The following is an 18,269-nucleotide window of genomic DNA, read 5'->3' as shown; positions in this document are numbered from 1 at the left end:
TTACCGTATATGTTGCCGCCCCCGGAACTCCTCTTCGTTCGGGAGGTACTTCCGCAGCGGGACACATGTACCTGGTGGTCGAACACGGCAAGGAGCGCGAGAGCTTTGGCTTCGCGCCAGCCAAGCACGGCGCGACCAGTGGTCCGGGCGCAGTGAACAATGAAGATTTCCTCGAGTACATCGATCCGTTCTACGCGCGCAGGATGGAGATCAGCAAGGCGCAGTACGAAAAGATAATTGAGTTCGGAAGAGGAGCCGATCAGCACGGGTTCAATCTGCAGTACGGCGGGCTCTCCAATAGCTGCATTGATTTCACATGGGGAGCGCTCAACCACGCGGGCCTGCACCGGCAAGCGAAGGCCGAAGCGGACAAGACGTTCGAGGGGGCGATCAGGCCCTTGAACAACAAGAATGAGATCAAGAGCATTCAAGCGCCATATCCGGATAGCAAGCTCAACATCGAGACTGACCATCCAATGCCGAAGCGCACGTTCCAGCAGTGGCTGATCTCCGAGAACGAGCCGATGCTTGAACAGATTCAGGGGAAGGTTGCAGAGCTGGATGCCGCCAACGGCCGGTCGTTTGACCCGACCAGCGAGCGCATCAGTGCCAGCCTGCTGGTACTCGCCAAGGAGAACGGGCTGTCCCGCGTGGACCACGTGATGCTGAGTGACCGCACGGCCAACGCACCAGCGGCCGAGAACATCTTCGTGGTGCAGGGCGAGCGGGGCGATCCTGCCCATTTGCGAGCGGCAATGTCCACGGCAGTTGCTGCACAAACCCCCGTGGAGGCTTCATTGGAGCGCAGCGAGCAGTTGGCCAATGACCACCAGCTCTCGCAACAGCAACTGGTGGCGCAGAACGAACAGAGCCAGACGCAGGAGCGTGAGGCAGCTGTCCTTCGGATGGGCTAAGGCTTGCGCACGTAGCGTGCACGGCCCTCACCGTGTACTACCGTCAGCACGCTCACCTTCCCACCCGCATCCCGAAGGAATTCAATCTGCAGCCCATCAATATCCGGTGACACAAACCGGTTCGGGCTGATCGGCAGCACCTGCCCATCGCGCGGGGCGCCGGCCATGCCCACCGGCACCTCGCCATTCGCTACCTTCACCTGCAACGCCGGAATGTCGAAGAAGTCGGCCAGGGCGCGGCGCTGGTCCATGGGGATGCTGTTGTCACGCTCGAAGATGCCGGCGTAGTCGGCATACCGGGCATCGCTCAGGTCGAGGGCAACGGTGCGCACCGGTGGATTCACGCCGTGACCAATCGCGTCGCTGAGTGCATTGCGGATCTCAGCCGCCAGGTCGGCGCCGTTCTCGCCGTTGGTCAGGATGACCAGCCCGTCGCCCGTTTCCAGATAGCCCTCGATCCAGGCGCGGTAGCTGTCGTTCGAACCGCCGTGGTGGAAGATGCGGGTCTGCCCGGCGCCGTCCAGACGCGGGCCCAGGCCGTGCCAGCTGGGCGAGACCTCGGTCATCATGTCGGTGGCGATCGGGCGGGGCAGGAAATTGCCTTGGCCGCGATAACTGGCGGTGAGAGCGGCGACGAAGGCGGCCATGTCGTTGGCGCTCGTCCACAGGCCTGAGGCGGCCTGTTCCGGGAACGACTGCCAGCCGCGCGGCAGGGCGGTCAGTGCGCCTTCGCCGTCGTGCGCCTTGGCGATGTTGTCGGTGTCCGGTTGCGGGTCCGTGTAGCGGCTGCGCTGCATGCCCAGTGGGTCGAAGACCTGCGCCCGGGCGATGGCGTCCAAGGGTTGGCCGGTTACGTCTGCCAGCACCTGCTGCTCCACCATCACGCCGCCGCCGGAGTAGTCGCTGCGTTCGCCCGGAGTGTGGACGAGGCGAATGGGTTTGTTCTTTGCCGGGGCAGTGCCATCCAGGGTCTGCAGCAGGGTGGGCAACGGTTCGCCCGGCAGGTAGTCGGCGAAGCCGTGCACGCCCAGGCCGCTGGTATGCGACATCAGCATGCGCAGGGTGAGCTTCGGCGCCGGCACGGTGGGGGTGGCAGGTACCTTCCAGCTGCGCAGGTAGGTGTTGATGTCCTGGTCCAGGGCGAGTTTGCCTTCGGCGGCCAGGCGCAACGTGGTGGTGGCGGTGACGACTTTGCTTACCGAGCCTACCGAGAACAACGTGTCTGCATCGACACCGCTGCGGGCGCCGGCTTCGCGTGTGCCATACCCGGCGCTGTGCACCAGTTTGCCATCGCGCAGCACGGCGATGGCCACGCCGGGCACGTGGTGCTCTTCCATGCGTGCCTGCAGCGACCACTTCGGAAGTGCTGCGTCGGGCTGCAGCACCGTGGGGCGCAGGCCGTTGGCGAGCAAGGCGTCGATGGCGGGGTCGTGGCGGTCTCCGGCGAAGGCCGAAGCGCTGACCAGCAGCGCCAGTGCAGCGCAGAGGGTGAGCGCGCGCTGTGGTGCGTGGATGCTGCGGCGGCTCGGTGAGGCGATGTGACGGGCAGTGATGGCGTGCATGTGGGAGCCTCTCTGGTTTGGGCAGCGTGAAGCGAAGGCGTGCGCGTGCACGCCGCTGGAGGTGCGGAATTCGAGGAATCAAGCGCAGCCGCGCCGGTGGTGGGACGTCGCCGTCCACCGGGTGGGTGCCGCATGTGGTGTGCGGTGCTGCGGTACGGTTTAGCGGCGGGACACGGCGCCGTGCTGCACCAGGTAGTCGCGCACGCTGTCATTGCGTGCCTGGTTGAGCGGGGAGCGCCATTTGCCGAAGTCTGCGACCACGCCCAGGTTGACGTCGGCGCCGTGGTCGATGAGGAAGGCCACGGTTGCCACATCGCCGCTGCGCGCGGCATTGATCAACGGGGTTTCGTCCCACGGCACGATGCGGTTGACGTCGGCACCTGCGTTGACCAGCCGCTGCACGACCGGCAGGTGGCCATTGCGGGCGGCGGCGATCAGCGGGTTGCCGTCGCCGCCCACGTGCAGGTTGGGCTGGGCGCCGAGCGCCAGCAGCGCGTCCACGGTGCCGAGCTGGCCGTTGCGCGCGGCGTTGATGAGGGCGGTGCCTTCGCCGCGTACGGTGGTGTCCACGGGAACGCCATCGGTCACCAGCAGCTGCACCTGGGCGGTGTTGCCTTCGGCGGCGGCGCTGAGCAGGTGTTCGGCGCGCGGCGAGACGCTGCGCTTGGGTTCGTCACCATCGACCTGAGCCGGCGCAGTGCCCAGGCGCGGCGTGGCGGCCACGGTGACACCGATGTGCGCGCCGAGGGCAAGCGCGATCAACGCACTCCACAGCACGCGGGTGGCCAATCCGGTGGTCGCAGTGTCCAGCCGCAGCAGGTGGTCGATGCGCTGGGACAGGCCGCTGCGGCTGCTGGACATGGAGACGGCGAGCGGCGCGGTGTGCGTGCCGCTGCGCAGGGTGGCAATTCCAGTGAGCAGTGAGTCGGCATAGGTGCGGCCGCTGCGGCTCAGAGTGGCGGCGCGGGTGTCGCAGGCGATCTCGCGGGCGAGGTCAAGGCGTGTGCTGAGCAGGCGCATGCAGGGGCTCCACCAGTAGACGGCAAGGACGGCACGCTGGGCCGCCGCGAACCAGAGGTCGTTGCGGTTGATGTGGGCGGCCTCGTGGAGGAGCAGGTCGCGCAGGGCGGTGGGCGTCAGCGTGGTGGTGAGGTGGGTGGGGATGAGAATGCGCGGGGAGAGCAGGCCTACGACCATGGGGCCGGGGGCAGTGTCTGATTCGGCAACCGTGGTGTTGCGCGGGAGCTGGTGGCCGAGGAGCGCGTTCAAGGTTGGCGCGACGCGGGCGGTGCGGTGCAGGGTGTTGGCCAACTGGGCGCCACGGAGCAGCTGGAGTAGTTGCCAGGTGGTGCCGAGGAGCCAGAGCAGGGCGATGACGTGAAGCGCAGAGAGGCGGGTAGAGGGCGCGGTAACCGCGGTTTGGGGTGCTTCGTGCGGCCGGGCAGAGCCCGGCTCTACCTTGGGGGTGTGCGCTGGAGCGGCGGTTGTTGTGTGCAGCGGGGCAGAGCCCCGCTCTACGGGCATTGAGCGGAGGACCAGCAGCGGGGAGATGGCGGCCAGGGCAAAGGCGCCGCATAGGAGCCAGGAGCGGGCTTCGGCGCCCAGGCGGCTCTTTGCTACTACGACGGCTGCCAGTGCGAACAGCAGGGCGCTGTGCCACAGGTGCTGCAGCGCGAACGTCATCAATGCGTCGCTCCAGTGCACGGTCATTTCGGCGTTCCCGGTTTGGCAGCATCGTCCACGCGCTTGCGCAGCGCCTGCAGCTCGTCTGCCTCGATATCGTGATCTTCGATCAGGTGCTGGGCGAGTACGGTGGGGGAGTCGTTGAAGAAGGACTTGAGCAGGTTCTCCAGCGCTTGCTTGCGAGCCTCGCTGCGGCTGATGGCGGCGCTGTAGATGAAGGCGCGGCCTTCTGCGCGGTGGTGAACCAGGCCCTTCTTGTCGAGCACTTTGAACATGGTGAGCACGGTGGTGTAGGCCACCGGCTTTTTCTTCGACAGCTCGTCCGTCACCTCGCGCACGGAGGCTTCCTTCTTTTTCCACAGCACTTCCAGGATGCGGCGTTCGGAATCGGTCAGCGTGGGCGAGACAGGGCGGGCCATGGGGCTTCTACTGGTTCTTTAGTTGATGGTGGCATCCTGCGCCTGGCCGGCGGGGGGTGTCAACTATGTAATTAGTAATGGGTGTGCACACGATGTCAGTGCGGCGCCGGATTTGTTCACGGGTGCTGTTTGCTGCGTTGTCTAAGGTCGAACTTCCTTTCGAACCATCAGGAGTTCCCATGACTGCATCACGCGTTCGCTTGCACGTAGAAGACACCGGCGGTAATGGCCGTCCTGTGGTGCTCATCCATGGTTGGCCGCTGTCGGCCGAATCGTGGAAGGCGCAGGTGCCGGTGCTGAAGGCGGCGGGCTACCGGGTGGTGGCGTATGACCGTCGCGGGTTCGGGCGTTCGGACAAGCCGGCAGATGGCTACGAGTACGACACGCTGGCCGACGATCTGGCCGGGGTGCTCAATGACCTGGACCTGCGCGATGCCACGCTGGTGGGGTTCTCGATGGGCGGCGGCGAGGTGGCGCGCTACATCGCGCGGCATGGCGAACAGCGCCTGCGCAGCGTGGTGTTTGCCGCTGCGGTGCCGCCGTACATGCTGAAAACCGCTGACAACCCCGAGGGGCCGCTCACCGAAGAGAAGGCGGAGCAGATGCGGTTGGGGCTGGAGAACCACCGGGACGAGTTCTTTGATGGGTTCACCACCGATTTCTTCAGCGCCAAGGGTGAGTTGAAGGTCACCGAGAAGCAGCGGCAGGAGGCGATTGCGCTGTGCAAGCAGTCGGACCAGACGGCTGCGCTGGGGTGCATGAAGGCGTTTGGAACTACGGACTTCCGCGAGGATCTGAAGAAGGTGACGGTGCCTACGCTGGTGCTGCATGGTGACAGCGATGGTACGGTGCCGTTTGAAGGGTCTGGGGCGCGGACGCGTGCGGCGATCGCGCATAGTGAGCTTTCGCTGGTTGAGGATGCGCCGCATGGGTTCAATGCGAGTCATCCGGAGCAGTTCAATGCGGCGTTGGTTGCTTTTCTGGCGCGGTAATTTTTGCGGCTGCGGCTTGGGCTGCTTGGGACACGCGTGGCGTGTCGCTACGCGGGATTGCAATGCATATGAGAGGGTCGTCTGGCATGCGTAAGACTGCCAAGCCGCCTTGGGAGAAGCCCAATCCCAAGGGGAAGAAGGGGCAGCCGCTTTCTGCTTCGCAGAAGGAGGCAGCCAAGCAGCGTGCTGATGAGAATGGGCGCGCTTACCCGAACCTGGTCGACAACATGTGGGCGAAGAAGTTGGCGCGCGGGGAGTGATTGAACTGCGAGGCGATAAAACAACGGCGCGGTGATTGCTCATCGCGCCGTTGCCCTATCTCCGTTGGAGCGCTTTCAGCGAAGTGCGTCTTTGGCTGCGCTCAGCGCCTGGTCGGCACGCAGGAAGACTGCGGTGGTGGATTCTGCGGTGCTGGTTGAAGCCGCGCCCAGCAGCAGGGTGGCGCCTGCATTCTGGTTGGCTTCGCGGGCGACGTGCTTGAACCGTGTCAGGGTGTCTTCGACATCGCTGCTGCCGAGTACCGCGATGAACTCGCCACTGCCGCTTACGCGGTTGATGCTGTCGCCGCGGTCGGGCTGCAGGCACTGCTCCAGCGCCTGGTCCAGCTGCTGCAGCTGGCGGTCCAGGCCGCGATCACCGAGGCGTTGGGCCAGCTCGCTGAGGTCCTGCAGCTCCAGGATCACCACGCTGTAGGCACCGGCCGCGTCTGGCGCAGCGGCGGTTTCTTCGGCCACGCCGTGGTCGAGAATGGAGGCAACCTGCTGGTCACGCTCGCGGCTGCGGCCTTCCATCAGGGTCATGGTCAGGCGGGCCAGCGCCTGCAGGGCCTCGCGCTGGGTGGTGTTGAGCTCGCGCGGGTTGAGGTCCACCACGCACACGCTGCCCACCGCGGCGCCGCTTTCGGTCACCAGTGGCATGCCGGCGTAGAAACGGGCGCCGATGTCCTTGAGCACGGGATTGTCGGCGAAGCGCGCGTCCTGGGTGAGGTCGCCCACTTCCATCAGCTGGGTCGGCTGGCGGATGGCGTGGTCGCACACGGCCACGTTGCGTTCGGTCTGGATGCCGTCCAGCCCGGTGCGGGCCTTGAACCACTGGCGGTCGCGGTCGATCAGGGTCACCAGCGCCATCGGCGTGCCGCAGACGGCGGCGGCGACTTTCACGATGTCGTCGTAGGCCGGTTCGGGCAGGCTGCCCACGATATGCAGCGCATCGAGGGCGCGCTGGCGTTCGGCTTCGTCGAAGGTGGCGGTGGGGCTTGCGGTCATGCAGTTACCTGTAGCGCGTGGACATGGCGCTAGGGTAGGGCAGCTGCATGTTGTTCAGGTTAAGCCCGGGTGGAGGCGGTCCGGCCGGTTCACGTGGGCGTGCGGTAGGTGCGCCTCAGCGCTTGACCGCGAGCACGCCGTCCAACGCCAGCTCGGCCTTGAAGCCGGCCTTCTCCAGCCGCTTGGCCACTTCGCGTGGCACGTCGCGGCCGCTGGTGAGCTTGTTGGGGGCGCCGGTGTAATGGAACATGCGCCCGCCCTTGCGGATCACCCGCGCCAGCTGGTCGTAGAACACCTGCGAGTACAGTTCCCCGGCAATGCCGAAGCGCGGTGGGTCGTGCAGGATCGCGTCCACCGAGCTGCTCTCCAGGCCTTCGATGGCCTGCGACACGTCGCCGTGGGTCAACGACAGGCGGCCGCCGCTGCTGGGGGCATCAGGGTCGGGCGACCACGGGTTGAGGGTGCGCAGCCACAGCACGTCGGGGTTCTTCTCGAACGACTGGATGCGGGCGACGCCGGCTTCCAGGCAGCACGCCGCGAAGTAGCCGAGCCCGCCGCAGGTGTCGAGCACGGTCTTGCCGGCCGGGGCGACCAGCGCCACCTTCTGGCGCGCGTCTTCATAGGGCGACACCTTCGCGCTGGGCAGCATCTTGATGCCATCGATCTCGAAGGTGGGCGCGTCCCACTCGGTGGGCACCAGCTTGATCAGCGCCGAGCCGAACCGCGATACCGCCAGGAACTCCTCGCCGTCCCAGTAGTACAGGGTGCGGTCCTTGGTCTTGCCCGGGTAGGCGTAGGTTTCGCCCTTCCACTGCCAGCTGTCCGGGCCCAGCAGCGCGGTGCCGGTGGAGCGCGCCAGGTCCAGCGAACCGGTCCATTCGGTGGCACCGGCGTCGCGCGCGCGGACCAGGGCTTCGGCAAGGGGGCGGGTAAGCAGGGGGCCGGTGTAATGGGGCACGGGATCTGGGTGGGGCGGGGCAGCAAGGGGTGGGCATCGTAACCGAGATGGGCGGAAGGCTGGGTCAGATAGGGGGTTCGGTGAGGTGCTCCAGTTTCGTGGAGGGGCGCGTTGCGGTCTCCCGACTGCAGTGCCAGCCGCCGTAGGTGCCGGGGCCGCTGAACACGGCATCGCCTTCGCCCGGGTACATGTTTTCGTGCCCGCAGTAGGTTGCGTGGTACATGCGGGTCAGCCGCGACTGGCGCTCGTACTGATAGGTGAATGAGCCGTCCTCGTTTGGAATCAACACCTGCTCCACGGCGGCTATGCCGCCCTGGAAGTCGTCCCACAGGCCGGTCCGGATCACTACGGCGGTGCCGTCCTCGGCGACGCCGGGGCGGTCGTGGAAGCCGGGTGGGAACGGCTCGGTGGTGGCAGTCAGCAGCCACAGCAGCAAGGTGTACATCGCAGGTCGCCCATAGGTCGCGGGCGGCCAGTCTGTTCGGGCTGCTCCGCCTGCTGGTGTGCGCTGGGTCGCAGCTGCGAACGCAGGGCGATTGAAAAGTGCGTAACTGTGCGGTGCGTCTTGCGGGAGTGGGCCGAATGCGCGCTTCGCGGGGATGTTGGTGTTATCGGGTGGCAAGGATTTCTTGGGACACGCGTGGCGTTCCGCTACCGGTCCAGTGGGGGTGTTTGGGACCTACGGTGGGGTCAGGGGCTTGCCGACGCCTTGGTGCGCTCTGGCCTGATCGTTCGGGCGCGTGCAGGTTTGCACACTGCGGGCATGGGCATTCCACACGACACTTGGCAACCCGGCGCCGCGTACTACTTCAGTGCGCACCTGCGCGATCGGCGCAGCGACCTGCTGGTGGAGCATGCGCAGGCGCTCGGGCTGGCGTTCCGGGTGGCGCAGCAGGCGCGACCCTTCCGGATCAATGCGATCGTGGTGCTGCCCAACCACCTGCACGGGGTGTGGACGCTGCCGGCGGGTGATGAGGATGGCCACCGGCGGTGGCTGCAGATCCAGGCGGTGTTCGATCGTCAGTTGCCCGGTCAGCCTGCGCGCGCAGTGGTGCACCGCGACCGCAGCGTACGGCCGCTGTGGCATGACGACTTCCGCGAACACCGGTTGCTGGATGCAGAGGACGTGCAGCGGCACGTGGCCTATGTGCATGACAACCCGGTCCGGCATGGGTTGGTGCGCGATGCGTGCGAATGGCCGTACAGCTCGATTCACCGCAGGCGGGCTGGGGAGGAGGAGCCATGCTGACGCTTGGTTGGAGCGTGGTGCGCAGTGCGTGGCTGATGGAACACGGCCATGCGGGGGCATGGCCTGTGGCGCCTTCGCAGGTGGGGAGCACTGCCTGCGGGGCGCGTTACAGGGGACGGGGGACACGGCGAAAGCTTCGCCACTGCATGCATGGGTCACGCTGGGGTTGGGCGCGGAGGGGAACCGCGCCGACGAGGCAACGCCGGCGGCAGTTGCACATTCGTGGATCGCCTTGCGGGAGCGCCAGCGATGCGGCGCTCAGGGACAGTTGACCTGGAACACCGGGCCGGCACCAATGAGGACGAGCGCCATGTAGTCGCTGTCCTTGTCCTTGCCCTTCAGGGTGGCGCCGGGGTTGAAGTGGAAAATACCGAAGCCGCCCGAGGGGCGCACCAGCGCCTTGTCGATCTGGTCGGCATCGTCCTTGAAGAAATGCGCGATGTCCGCGCGCGAAGAGACCTGCAGCGGGGTGCTGTCACGCTGCCATTGTTCGTCGCGGTTGAAGGAAACGAAGTAGTGTCCCGCTTCCTGTTCGATGCGGAACTCGGCCGGCTTGCGGGGGTGGGTGGAGAAGCAGCCCAGCAGGGGATCGGAAGAGAAGGTGCCGGGGCTGGTGTCGCGGTTGCCGCAGGCGGTCAGCAGCAGGGCGCTGGGCAGCAGGAGTACCAACGGTAGTGTGCGCATTTCGGATCCCCCCTTGGGACAGGTATGGGGCCATGGTGCGCCTGTGCCGGGTGAGGGGATGTGCACGGGTGCTGATGGTGTACGGTTGAGCCATCACACGGAGCACGCCCCATGTCAGAGCACGGCGCTACGGCGCTATCGAAATCCGCAGTTCCTGCACCCGCTGCCGTCCACCGGCGCTGGCCGCTGCTGGGGGCGCTCAGTTGGCTGGTGGCGCCGGTCTTGTTGTCGGCCGCTTATGCGGCTGCGCAGGCTTCCCCGGAGGTGGCGCGGTTCCTGGTCGGGAGTGCCGGGGTTGCCGTGGGGGTGTTGGCGTCGTCGGTGCTGGGGTTGCTCTGCACCATTGGATCGCGGGTGCGTGGGGAACGTTGGCCGTGGGTGGGTATCGTCGGCGCGGTCATCAGTGCGCTGCCGTTGTTGTTGTTCCTGGCGGGGATGTTGTTCCGGTTCTGAGGCGTACGGCCGGGTAGGGGCGGGTGCAACCTTGGGGTTCGCTGGCGCTGCTCAGCCAGGCAGGGCCTGGCTCTACCGAGGGGTGTGGCGTTGCTCAGCCGGGCAGAGCCCGGCTCTACCGGGGGGGGGTGTGTAGCGTCGCTCAGCCGGGCAGAGTCCGGCTCTACGCCGTAGCGCCGGGCTCTGCCCGGCTGCTCTTCGCGCGATGCAATTCGACCGTGATGTGGACCAGCTCTTCGTGCACGGACAGGGCTTCGCGCAGCTGATCGGGCGTGACGTCTGAGTCGGTAACGACGCTCGCTACTACGGCGTACTTGCCGCGACCTACCTGCCACACGTGCAGGTCGGCGAGGCGTGCGGCCCACGGACCCTCTTCGATCACTTCGCGTACTTCCTCCACTACCGGCGCGTCCATCTCGGCGTCGAGCAGGATGCGGCCGGTGTCGCGCAGCAGCCCGATCGCCCACACGGTGACCAGTACGGCGCCGACCAGGCCCATCAGCGGGTCCAGCCATGCGGCGCCCCACAGTTTGCCGCCGATCAGCGCGACGATGGCGAGGACGGAGGTGGCGGCGTCGGCGATGACGTGCAGGTAGGCCGAGCGCAGGTTGAGGTCTGCGGCCTGGGCGTTGCCGGTGTGGGATGCGTGGCCGTGATCGTGATCGTGCGCGCCGTGATCTGCGTGGTCATGAGCGTGGCTGTGTTTGTGCCCATGATGACCATGACCATGACCATGACCATGACCATGACCATGACTATGGCTGTGCCCATGCCCGTCGCTGTCATGCAACCACCACGCGCAGATGAGGTTCACCACCAGGCCGACAACAGCGATGGCGATGGCCTGGTTGTAGTGGATGCTGCTCGGCGAGAACAGGCGTTCGGTGGATTGCACGGCCATCAGCAGGGCTACGCCGAGCAGGGCGATGGCGCTGGTGTAGCCGCCGAGGATTTCGATTTTCCAGGTGCCGAAGGCGAAGCGGCCGTCGTGCGCGTAGCGGCGGGCGCAGGCGTAGGCGAATGCGGCCATGCCCAAGGCAAGCGCGTGCGAGCTCATGTGCCAGCCGTCGGCGAGGACGGCCATGGAGTTGAACCACCAGCCACCGACGATCTCGACCACCATCATCACAGTGGTTAGGTACAGGGCCTGGCGGGTGCGGCGTTCGGCCAGCGGGTTGCCGTCGTCGAAACGGTGGCTGTGGCGGCGGGCGTCTGCGGTTGCGGCGAGGGACATGGGGGGAACTGAGCCTTGGAATATACCCCCATAGGGTATATGCTTTGGCCCCATGGCGCATGTTCAATCACAACGTAAGGCTCTGCTGGCACGCGTGCGGCGGATGGCGGGGCAGGTGTCTGCCCTTGAGACGTCGCTGCAGTCAGAGGAGGCCGATTGCACGGACGTGCTGATGCAGGCCTCGGCGGTGCGCGGTGCGGCGCATGCGCTGCTGATGGCGCTGCTGGATGACCACCTGCAGGCGCACGTGGTGTCGCCGGAGGATCCCGCAGAGCGGGCGGCGGAAGCACAGGTATTGGTGAAGTTGCTGCGGGCCTACGGGCGGTGACGCGGCCGGGCAGAGCCCGGCGCTACGGTGTATTGGCGAGCGCGGCGAGGTAGAGCCGGGCTCTGCCCGGCTGCGCCGGAGCCGATGGACTCAATGCCTATGCCGGCGCCAGGCATTCCAGATGTGGGTGCTCGCCAGCAGCAGGCTGCCGGCCACGGTCATCGGGGTTTCGGCCTCGTGGCTCGGCCAGCCGGCGGCGCCGGCCAGGAGCAGCAGCAGGCCCGAGGCGGCGCTGAGCAGGGCCAGGGCCGGCAACGGATGCTGAAGGTGGGCGCGCCACAGCGCGAAACCGGTGGTCGGCGCAGCGATGGCGACGAACACGATGTGCACCCATTCGGCTTCGGCCCAGACGCCCATCAATGGCAACGCGGCGGCCAGCAACGGCAGGGCCAGGCAGTGCAGGAGGCACAGGCTGGAAAGGGCAATGGCGCCTGCGTCGAGCAGGGCGGAACTTGGCTTCATGGGCGTGGGGGCCTGGAGCATGAGGTGTTATACACTAACATTCAATGCAGGGCCCTGCACGGACGGACACGCCTGATTTGAGGCCAGCGGATGGAACGCTGCGGGTCACCCGCGACCCGCAGTATTGCCCGCAGCGCGGCTGCGGCCAGCGTCGCGGCCCCCGCCCGGCCTACAGGAGGTTCAGCTCCCACCCTTCGTCCACGGCGTCCAGCTGATGAGTCAACTGCACCGCATCCAGCAGCGCCTGGTCGTGGGAGACGATGACCACGCTGCCCCGGTACTGGTTGAGCATTTCCTCCAGCGCAGCGAGCGAGGCCAGGTCCAGGTGGTTGCCGGGCTCGTCCAGCAGCAGCAATTGCGGTGGTTCTTCCGCGTACAGGACTGCACCAAGCGCGGCCTTCATGCGCTCGCCGCCGCTGAGCGTAGCGAGCGGGCGCAGGCTGCGTTCGGCGTCCAGCCCGAGCAGGGCCAGCTGGGTGCGCAGCGTGGCCTCACTGGCCTGCGGATTCGCGCGCTGCAGCAGTTGCAGCGCCGAGTCCTGTGCGGGCAGCGATGACAGGGTCTGGTCGAGCAGGGCGGTGCCTGCCGCGCGCTTCACCTCGCCCGCCACCGGTTCCAGCTCACCCGCCAGTACCCGCAACAGAGTCGATTTGCCGCTGCCGTTGCGCCCGCGCACGCCGACCCGGTTGCCGCGTTGCAGGTGCAGGTCGATGTGCTGCCAGCGTGGTTCCACCCACGGCAGGATCACGCCTTCAAGCGACGCCACCTGTTGCGGGCCCGGCGCGGCCAACGCAGGGCCAAGCATTGCGATCTGCGTAGCCGCGTCGACACCCGCAGCTGCGTCGCGCACGCGTCCGTCGGCAGCTGCACGCCGTTCGGCGTGCTGTGCCTGCAGGCGCCCCGCACTGTTCTCGGCGCGGTTCTTCATGCCGCCCAGCAGGATCGGCGCCTGGTTGGCGGTGCGTGCGTCGCGCTGCGCGCGCGACTGGCGGTGCTCCTGGCGCTCGCGCTGTTCGCGCAGTGCGTTCTGCTCCTGCCGCCGCTCGCGCTTGCGCACCGCCAGCTGCGCCTCGGCAGCGGCCTGTTCGTCCTGGCGCTGTGCGGCGTAATGATCGTAGTTGCCACCATAGCTGCGCAGCCCGCTGGGGCTGAGCTCGACAATGCGCTGCATCTGCCGCAGCAGGGCGCGGTCGTGGCTGATCACGATCAGGCCGCCACGCCATTGCGTTAAGGCGTCGATCAAGCGGGCGCGATGCGCGCTGTCGAGGTGGTTGCTGGGCTCGTCCAGTACCAGCGCGTCGGCGTCGGACAACAGGGCGCCGGCCAATGCCACCTGCATGGCCTGGCCCCCGCTGAGCCGGGACGCCGGCGCGGCCGGGTCCAGCGTGGGCAGGCCAAGCCGCTGCCACTGCGCCTGCAGCTGTTCGCGCAGGGTCCACCGCTCGCCGACCAGGGCGAAGTCGTGTGGGTCCACGCTGCCGGCTTCAATGCGGTCCAGTGCGTCCAGCACCGGCGCAACGCCGGCGAGGTCGGCGATGCGGCCGGGTTGCAAGCCGCTGTGCTGGGCGAGCAGGTGCACCTTGCCCTGGCGTTGGATGTGGCCGCTGCTGGGCGCAAGCTGGCCGGCCAGCAGGCGGCCGAGCACGCTCTTGCCCACGCCGTTGCGACCGACCAGGCCGGTGGGGGTGGTGTCGAACGAAGCGGAAAGATCGGAGAAGAGCACCCGGCCGTCGGGCAGGGTGAGTGTCACGCGGTCGAGCGTGAGGGCGAATGCGGTCATGCGACCTCCAGGAATGCCAAGGACTCCCCCTGCGGACAGGGCGGGAAGGAGACTGGCCGTCAGACGACGGCGGCATTACTGGCGCATGCAGGCACACCTCATTACGGGGGCGGCTGGATGCCGCGCGGCCATTATAGGCACCCGCTGGCGGGTGCCGATGAATGCCGGCACAGCGCTACTCGCTGATGCTGTTGGGGTTCTGCATGTTCTCCGGCGCTTCGCCGTACTGGCTGCGGCGCTGCTCGTGGAACGCGATGAACTCCGCCGCCGGCAACGGGCGCGAGAACAGCCAGCCCTGGCCGAATTCGACCTGGCGCGACTGCAGGTAGGCCAGCTGGGCGGAGGTCTCGATGCCCTCGGCCACGGTGAACAGCCCGAGCGTGCGGGCCATGTCGATGATGTGCGAGGTGACAGGGCTGGTAGCGCTGTGGGTGCCGATCGAGTCGATGAACGACTTGTCGATCTTCAACGCATCCAGCGGCAGCTGCTGCAGGTACTGCAGGCTGGAATAGCCCACCCCGAAGTCGTCGATGGCCACGCAGTGACCGGCCCGGCGCGCGGCCGCCAGCGAGGTGCGCGCCGCCTGGATGTCGAGGATGCCGCGCTCGGTGGCTTCCAGCCAGATCTGCTGCGGGTGGATGCTGGTGCCGATCAGCTTGCCGGTCAGCACCTTCAACGCGCGCCCGCTGCTGACATCGCCGGCGGAGAGATTGATGGCGATATGCGCGCTGCGGTCGTGGATGAGCAGCTCGCGCATGTCGCTGAGCACCAGGTCCATGACATGGTCGGTGAGTGCTTCGATCAGGCCGGTTTCTTCGGCGACCGGAATGAACAGGTCCGGGCGTACCTGGGTGCCGTCGCTGCGTATCCAGCGCACCAGCGCTTCGGCGCCGACGCAGATGCCGGTGTCCAGTTCGATGATGGGCTGGTAATGCATGCGGAACTCGCGGCGGCGCACGGCGGCGGCCAGTTCGCTGCGCAGCGACAGGCGCCGGCGCGAGAGCCAGATGCCGCCGGCAATGGCCAGCATCGCACCCACCGCGCCCAGCGGCAGCAGTTGCCAGAACTGTTGCCGGAAGGCGGCCACCAGCCCGGTGCGCGGTGCGATGGCGACGGCCAGCCATTCCTGGTCCTGCGCGGTGGCGAACAGGGTGCGCGGGGTGTGCCCGCTGTGCGGCTCGCGCAGCAGGCGCTGCAGCAGCTCGGGGTCGGCCATGGGCTGCTGGGCGATCAGGCGGCCGTCGGGGGTGGCCACGGCCAGCCGCACGTTGGCTTCGGCGATGACATCCACGAAGCGTTCCGGGTCCATCAGGATGTCGTGCTGACCGAGCTGCACCGAGAGCAGGGTGCCCGCGCCGTCGCCGGCCGAGGGGCGCACACCGAGGGTGATGGCGGCGCCGTCGGCGGTGATGTGGTCCGGGGTGGGTTCGGGAACCAGTTCGTCGGCCTCGCCCCAGGAGGTGCAGCGCAGCCGGCCTTCGGAGAAGTAGCCCACCTGTTCGGCCGAGGTGGTGGCCAGGGCCAGGCTGCGCATCAGCCGCACATGCTCGGGCGAGCAGGCCGGAAGGGCCAACTGGTTGAGCTTGCGCAGGGCCAGCAGGCCGCCTTCATAGGCGCGGTGGGCACGCTGCAGGGTGCGCTCGGCGGTGTGCTGCAGGCGGTCCGCTTCGGCCACCTGGGCGCGGCTCCAGCTCACGTAGAGCAGCGCGGCCATCGGCAGGATGGCCCCGAGCACCGCGGCTAGCGCAATGGCGGCGATGGTGCTGACGCGCTTCAAGCGGACCTCTCTGCCGGTTGGGGCGGGGGAATGAGCGCTATATGACCACCTGGAACGACGGTTTGGAACAGGGCTTTCCGCACAATCCTGTCGGATTTTCCCCAGTGTCGACATCCGGGCGCCGAGACAGGGTGAAGCCGACACGGTCGGGATTCACCCGTGGTTCGCGCCCCCGGCAGGATGATCGCGCCACCATGAAGCCCTTGCTGCCCATCGTGCTGACCCTGTTGCCGCTGCTGTTGCCCGGCACGGCAGCGGCGCGCACGGTGTACCGCTGCGTGCAGAACAACACGGTGAGCCTGGCAACCGCGCCGGAGCCCGGCTCGAAGTGCAAGGCGCAACAGGTGGATGACAACGCGGTGCAGGCCCCCAACCTGTGGGGCAACATGGGGGTGTTCAGCGGCACCCTGTACGAGCGGGAGCAGGACGGGCAGCTGGTGTATTCCACCCGCAACCTGCCCGGTTCGCGGGTGTTCCTGAAGTTCACCGTGGCCACGCCACCGGGCGAGCCGGCGCATGAAGGGCTGGGCAAGGTGGGCAAGCCGCAGCTCAACCGGCATGCGAAACAGTTCAAGGCGGCGGCGCGCGCGACCGGCGTGGACGATGCCTGGCTGCGCGCGATCGCGCATGCGGAAAGCAATTTCGATGCGGGTGCGGTGTCGCCGAAGGGTGCGCAGGGGGTGATGCAGCTGATGCCCGATACCGCCACCGAACTGGGCGTTTCAGATCCGCTCTCGGCCGAGCAGTCGATCAATGGCGGCGCGCGCTACCTGAAGGCGCTGCTGGCCCGCTACAAAGGCGACCGCACCCTGGCGGCTGCGGCCTACAACGCGGGCATCGGCGCGGTGACCCGCTACAAGGGCGTGCCGCCATATGCCGAAACGCTGGCCTACGTGGAGAAGGTGGGCACGCTGTACGCACGCTATCGCGAGGCGATGGGCATCAAGCCGGAAACACCGGCGCGCTGAGCTGCGCCGGCAGGCTCAGTAAGAAAACAGCGGATAGGTGGCGATGCGCCCGACCTTTTCCACCGCCGCCTGCACGTCGGCACGCTTCTTCATCTGCTCCCAACGCTCGTGGTAATCGCGTTCGCCTTCCAGCACCGGGCCCTCGCGCATGTCCTGCAGATCAAGCAGGATCTGGACGCGCTCCAGCGGGTCGGCCAGCTGCGCGATCACGATTTGCGCGGCTTCGTCCATGCGGTTGTCGGTGAGCAGGGCGTCGCGGTACTGGCCGGGCGCTTCGGTGCGGTTGGCCTCCAGCACGGTCCACGCGCGCTGTGCAGCGGTATCGTCCTTCAACTGCCGCGCGGTCATCAGCGAGACCAGCGCGTGGCTGCTGATGCCGTACGCGCTGAGGTTGGCGTCGTCCGTGTCGCGCAGGACCTCGCGTGCCATCATCGGCCGATGCAGCGACATGTACAACGCGGCCAGGTTGAGTTTCTGGCTGACCGTGTCGCTGCCTTCCGCCATGCGCACCGCGATCAGCTGGTTGGCCACGGCGCGGTCATTCTCGCCCAGGCGGCGCAGGGCGCGGCTGCGGGTGTCCAGCATCCAGCCTATGGCGAACGCCTGCTCCTCCGGCGCCTGGGTGGCCGCGTTTGCGGCGGCGGCAATCTGATCGGTCATGCCCACCACGTCGCCCAGGTCGCCGGCAATCATCAGCGCGGTGGCAAGCTCCACGGCGGTTTCGTTGATGCCGGGCCGCAGCATGGTCTCCACGCGCAACCGGTCGATCTGCCGCCGCGCGGCGGCGACCGGCTCGTAGCGGGCGTCGTCGCGCTTCAGGTAGGGGTCGAAGCGCTTGTCGCTGCGCAGGCGCACCAGCGCCATGGGGGCGTCGATGCGCTCCAGCGTGGCTGGCACTTTGTCGCCGTGGCCGGCCTCGACCTGCAGCGTGGCGAGGATGACCCACAGTTCCACCGGCTCGACGCCGTCGTTCTTCCAGTTGCTGTCGAACAGGGCCTGCAGCAGTGCCAAGCGCTTCTCGGGCTGGTCCTTCAGCCCGGTGTCCAGCTGCCAGACCATCTCGGTGGTGATGTCCGGTGAGTCTTCGCTGTCGGCCGCACCGAGGATGACGCTGTCGGCGGCGGCCACGGTCTGCTGGCCATGCAGCTGGAACCAGGCCAGGCGCAGGCGCGCGTATGCATTGTGCGGATTGATCGCCAGCGCCTGCTGCAGGCGCTGCGTGGCCAGGGCGAAGTCCTTCTGCTCAGCCGCCACCATCGCTGCCGAGGCCCACACGTGGCTGCGGCCTTCCACTGCCAGCGTGGCCAGGCGCGGGTCGGCGAGCAGGCGCTCGAACACGATGGACGCGCCCAGGGTGTCGCCGCGCTCGGCCTGCTGGATGGCTTCGCCGACCTCCATGTAAAAGGCGCGGTCACCCTCGGGCACCGGGGCGGTGGCATCCACGCTCGCTGCAGCAGTGGCCGCCAGCGGGGCAGCGCACAGCGACAGCACGAGGGCGAGGGCAATGCCGGTGCGGCAGGTCATGCGGAGCGTCCTTCCTT

General features: G+C 67.5%; 19 protein-coding genes. 7 read left to right on the top strand and 12 right to left on the bottom strand.

Annotation, left to right across the window (positions count from 1 at the left end; translation table 11 throughout):
* Positions 1-65 precede the first annotated feature (65 nt).
* Entirely contained in the window at positions 66-914 is an 849-nt protein-coding gene (locus HGB51_RS17425) for an XVIPCD domain-containing protein (protein ID WP_070208188.1), read from the top strand.
* Here the strand turns inward: HGB51_RS17425 and HGB51_RS17420 are convergent.
* From HGB51_RS17420 to HGB51_RS17410, 3 genes are all read right to left on the bottom strand, one after another.
* Positions 911-2,476, bottom strand: coding sequence for a serine hydrolase domain-containing protein (locus HGB51_RS17420; protein ID WP_070208187.1), 1,566 nt, complete (start codon positions 2,474-2,476; stop codon positions 911-913). The genes HGB51_RS17425 and HGB51_RS17420 overlap by 4 nt on opposite strands.
* A 159-nt stretch (positions 2,477-2,635) precedes the next feature.
* Positions 2,636-4,186, bottom strand: coding sequence for a M56 family metallopeptidase (locus tag HGB51_RS17415; RefSeq protein WP_070208186.1), 1,551 nt, complete (start codon positions 4,184-4,186; stop codon positions 2,636-2,638).
* Entirely contained in the window at positions 4,183-4,578 is a 396-nt protein-coding gene (locus HGB51_RS17410; protein WP_070208185.1) for a BlaI/MecI/CopY family transcriptional regulator, read from the bottom strand. Before HGB51_RS17410 ends, HGB51_RS17415 begins: the two co-directional genes overlap by 4 nt.
* 179 nt (positions 4,579-4,757) lie before the next feature.
* On the opposite strand from HGB51_RS17410, the gene HGB51_RS17405 reads away from it, so the two are divergent.
* Positions 4,758-5,570: an alpha/beta fold hydrolase gene (locus HGB51_RS17405; RefSeq protein WP_070208184.1), complete on the top strand. Its 813-nt coding sequence runs from the start codon at positions 4,758-4,760 to the stop codon at positions 5,568-5,570.
* An 86-nt stretch (positions 5,571-5,656) separates the two neighbouring features.
* Positions 5,657-5,830: a hypothetical protein gene (locus HGB51_RS17400; RefSeq protein ID WP_171966909.1), complete on the top strand. Its 174-nt coding sequence runs from the start codon at positions 5,657-5,659 to the stop codon at positions 5,828-5,830.
* Between the two features lie 75 nt (positions 5,831-5,905).
* Here the strand turns inward: HGB51_RS17400 and HGB51_RS17395 are convergent, their stop codons facing one another.
* From HGB51_RS17395 to HGB51_RS17385, 3 genes are all read right to left on the bottom strand, one after another.
* Positions 5,906-6,835: a GAF domain-containing protein gene (locus HGB51_RS17395; RefSeq protein WP_070208183.1), complete on the bottom strand. Its 930-nt coding sequence runs from the start codon at positions 6,833-6,835 to the stop codon at positions 5,906-5,908.
* A 115-nt stretch (positions 6,836-6,950) separates the two neighbouring features.
* Positions 6,951-7,793, bottom strand: a complete 843-nt coding sequence (locus HGB51_RS17390; RefSeq protein ID WP_070208182.1) for a class I SAM-dependent methyltransferase — start codon at positions 7,791-7,793, stop codon at positions 6,951-6,953.
* Positions 7,794-7,857: 64 nt separating this feature from the next.
* Positions 7,858-8,238 carry a hypothetical protein gene (locus HGB51_RS17385; protein WP_070208181.1) on the bottom strand — a complete coding sequence of 127 codons (381 nt, stop codon included), beginning with the start codon at positions 8,236-8,238 and terminating at the stop codon, positions 7,858-7,860.
* A gap of 318 nt (positions 8,239-8,556) precedes the next feature.
* On the opposite strand from HGB51_RS17385, the gene HGB51_RS17380 reads away from it, so the two are divergent.
* Positions 8,557-9,042 carry an REP-associated tyrosine transposase gene (locus HGB51_RS17380; RefSeq protein ID WP_070208180.1) on the top strand — a complete coding sequence of 162 codons (486 nt, stop codon included), beginning with the start codon at positions 8,557-8,559 and terminating at the stop codon, positions 9,040-9,042.
* A gap of 258 nt (positions 9,043-9,300) precedes the next feature.
* On the opposite strand, the gene HGB51_RS17375 is transcribed toward HGB51_RS17380, so the two are convergent.
* Complete coding sequence (locus HGB51_RS17375) at positions 9,301-9,726, bottom strand: hypothetical protein (RefSeq protein WP_070208179.1); 426 nt, start codon at positions 9,724-9,726, stop codon at positions 9,301-9,303.
* A 111-nt stretch (positions 9,727-9,837) separates the two neighbouring features.
* On the opposite strand from HGB51_RS17375, the gene HGB51_RS17370 reads away from it, so the two are divergent.
* Positions 9,838-10,179, top strand: a complete 342-nt coding sequence (locus HGB51_RS17370; RefSeq protein WP_246233678.1) for a hypothetical protein — start codon at positions 9,838-9,840, stop codon at positions 10,177-10,179.
* A gap of 163 nt (positions 10,180-10,342) precedes the next feature.
* On the opposite strand, the gene HGB51_RS17365 is transcribed toward HGB51_RS17370, so the two are convergent.
* Complete coding sequence (locus HGB51_RS17365) at positions 10,343-11,413, bottom strand: cation diffusion facilitator family transporter (protein WP_070208178.1); 1,071 nt, start codon at positions 11,411-11,413, stop codon at positions 10,343-10,345.
* A gap of 52 nt (positions 11,414-11,465) precedes the next feature.
* Between HGB51_RS17365 and HGB51_RS17360 the strand changes: the two genes are divergently transcribed.
* Positions 11,466-11,741 (top strand): metal-sensing transcriptional repressor, encoded by a 276-nt coding sequence (locus tag HGB51_RS17360; RefSeq protein WP_070208177.1) that lies wholly within the window; start codon positions 11,466-11,468, stop codon positions 11,739-11,741.
* A 90-nt stretch (positions 11,742-11,831) separates the two neighbouring features.
* Here HGB51_RS17360 and HGB51_RS17355 read toward each other — a convergent pair whose 3' ends face one another.
* The 3 genes from HGB51_RS17355 to HGB51_RS17345 form a co-directional block, all read right to left on the bottom strand.
* A complete protein-coding gene (locus tag HGB51_RS17355; RefSeq protein WP_070208775.1) occupies positions 11,832-12,203 on the bottom strand; it encodes a MerC family mercury resistance protein in 372 nt (123 codons plus the stop codon).
* A 169-nt stretch (positions 12,204-12,372) separates the two neighbouring features.
* Positions 12,373-13,983, bottom strand: a complete 1,611-nt coding sequence (locus HGB51_RS17350; RefSeq protein ID WP_070208774.1) for an ABC-F family ATP-binding cassette domain-containing protein — start codon at positions 13,981-13,983, stop codon at positions 12,373-12,375.
* Between the two features lie 175 nt (positions 13,984-14,158).
* Complete coding sequence (locus HGB51_RS17345) at positions 14,159-15,760, bottom strand: EAL domain-containing protein (RefSeq protein ID WP_070208773.1); 1,602 nt, start codon at positions 15,758-15,760, stop codon at positions 14,159-14,161.
* Positions 15,761-15,954: 194 nt separating this feature from the next.
* Between HGB51_RS17345 and HGB51_RS17340 the strand changes: the two genes are divergently transcribed.
* The gene (locus tag HGB51_RS17340; protein WP_070208772.1) at positions 15,955-16,728 is read left to right on the top strand and encodes a lytic transglycosylase domain-containing protein; all 774 of its coding nucleotides are present in this window, start codon (positions 15,955-15,957) and stop codon (positions 16,726-16,728) included.
* A 15-nt stretch (positions 16,729-16,743) separates the two neighbouring features.
* Here HGB51_RS17340 and HGB51_RS17335 read toward each other — a convergent pair whose 3' ends face one another.
* Positions 16,744-18,252 carry a tetratricopeptide repeat protein gene (locus tag HGB51_RS17335; RefSeq protein WP_070208771.1) on the bottom strand — a complete coding sequence of 503 codons (1,509 nt, stop codon included), beginning with the start codon at positions 18,250-18,252 and terminating at the stop codon, positions 16,744-16,746.
* Positions 18,253-18,269 lie beyond the last annotated feature (17 nt).

Source organism: Stenotrophomonas bentonitica (assembly GCF_013185915.1).
Classification (GTDB): domain Bacteria; phylum Pseudomonadota; class Gammaproteobacteria; order Xanthomonadales; family Xanthomonadaceae; genus Stenotrophomonas; species Stenotrophomonas bentonitica.
The sequence above is the reverse complement of the archived record's forward strand: the minus strand, read 5'-3'. Positions and strand labels throughout refer to the sequence as shown.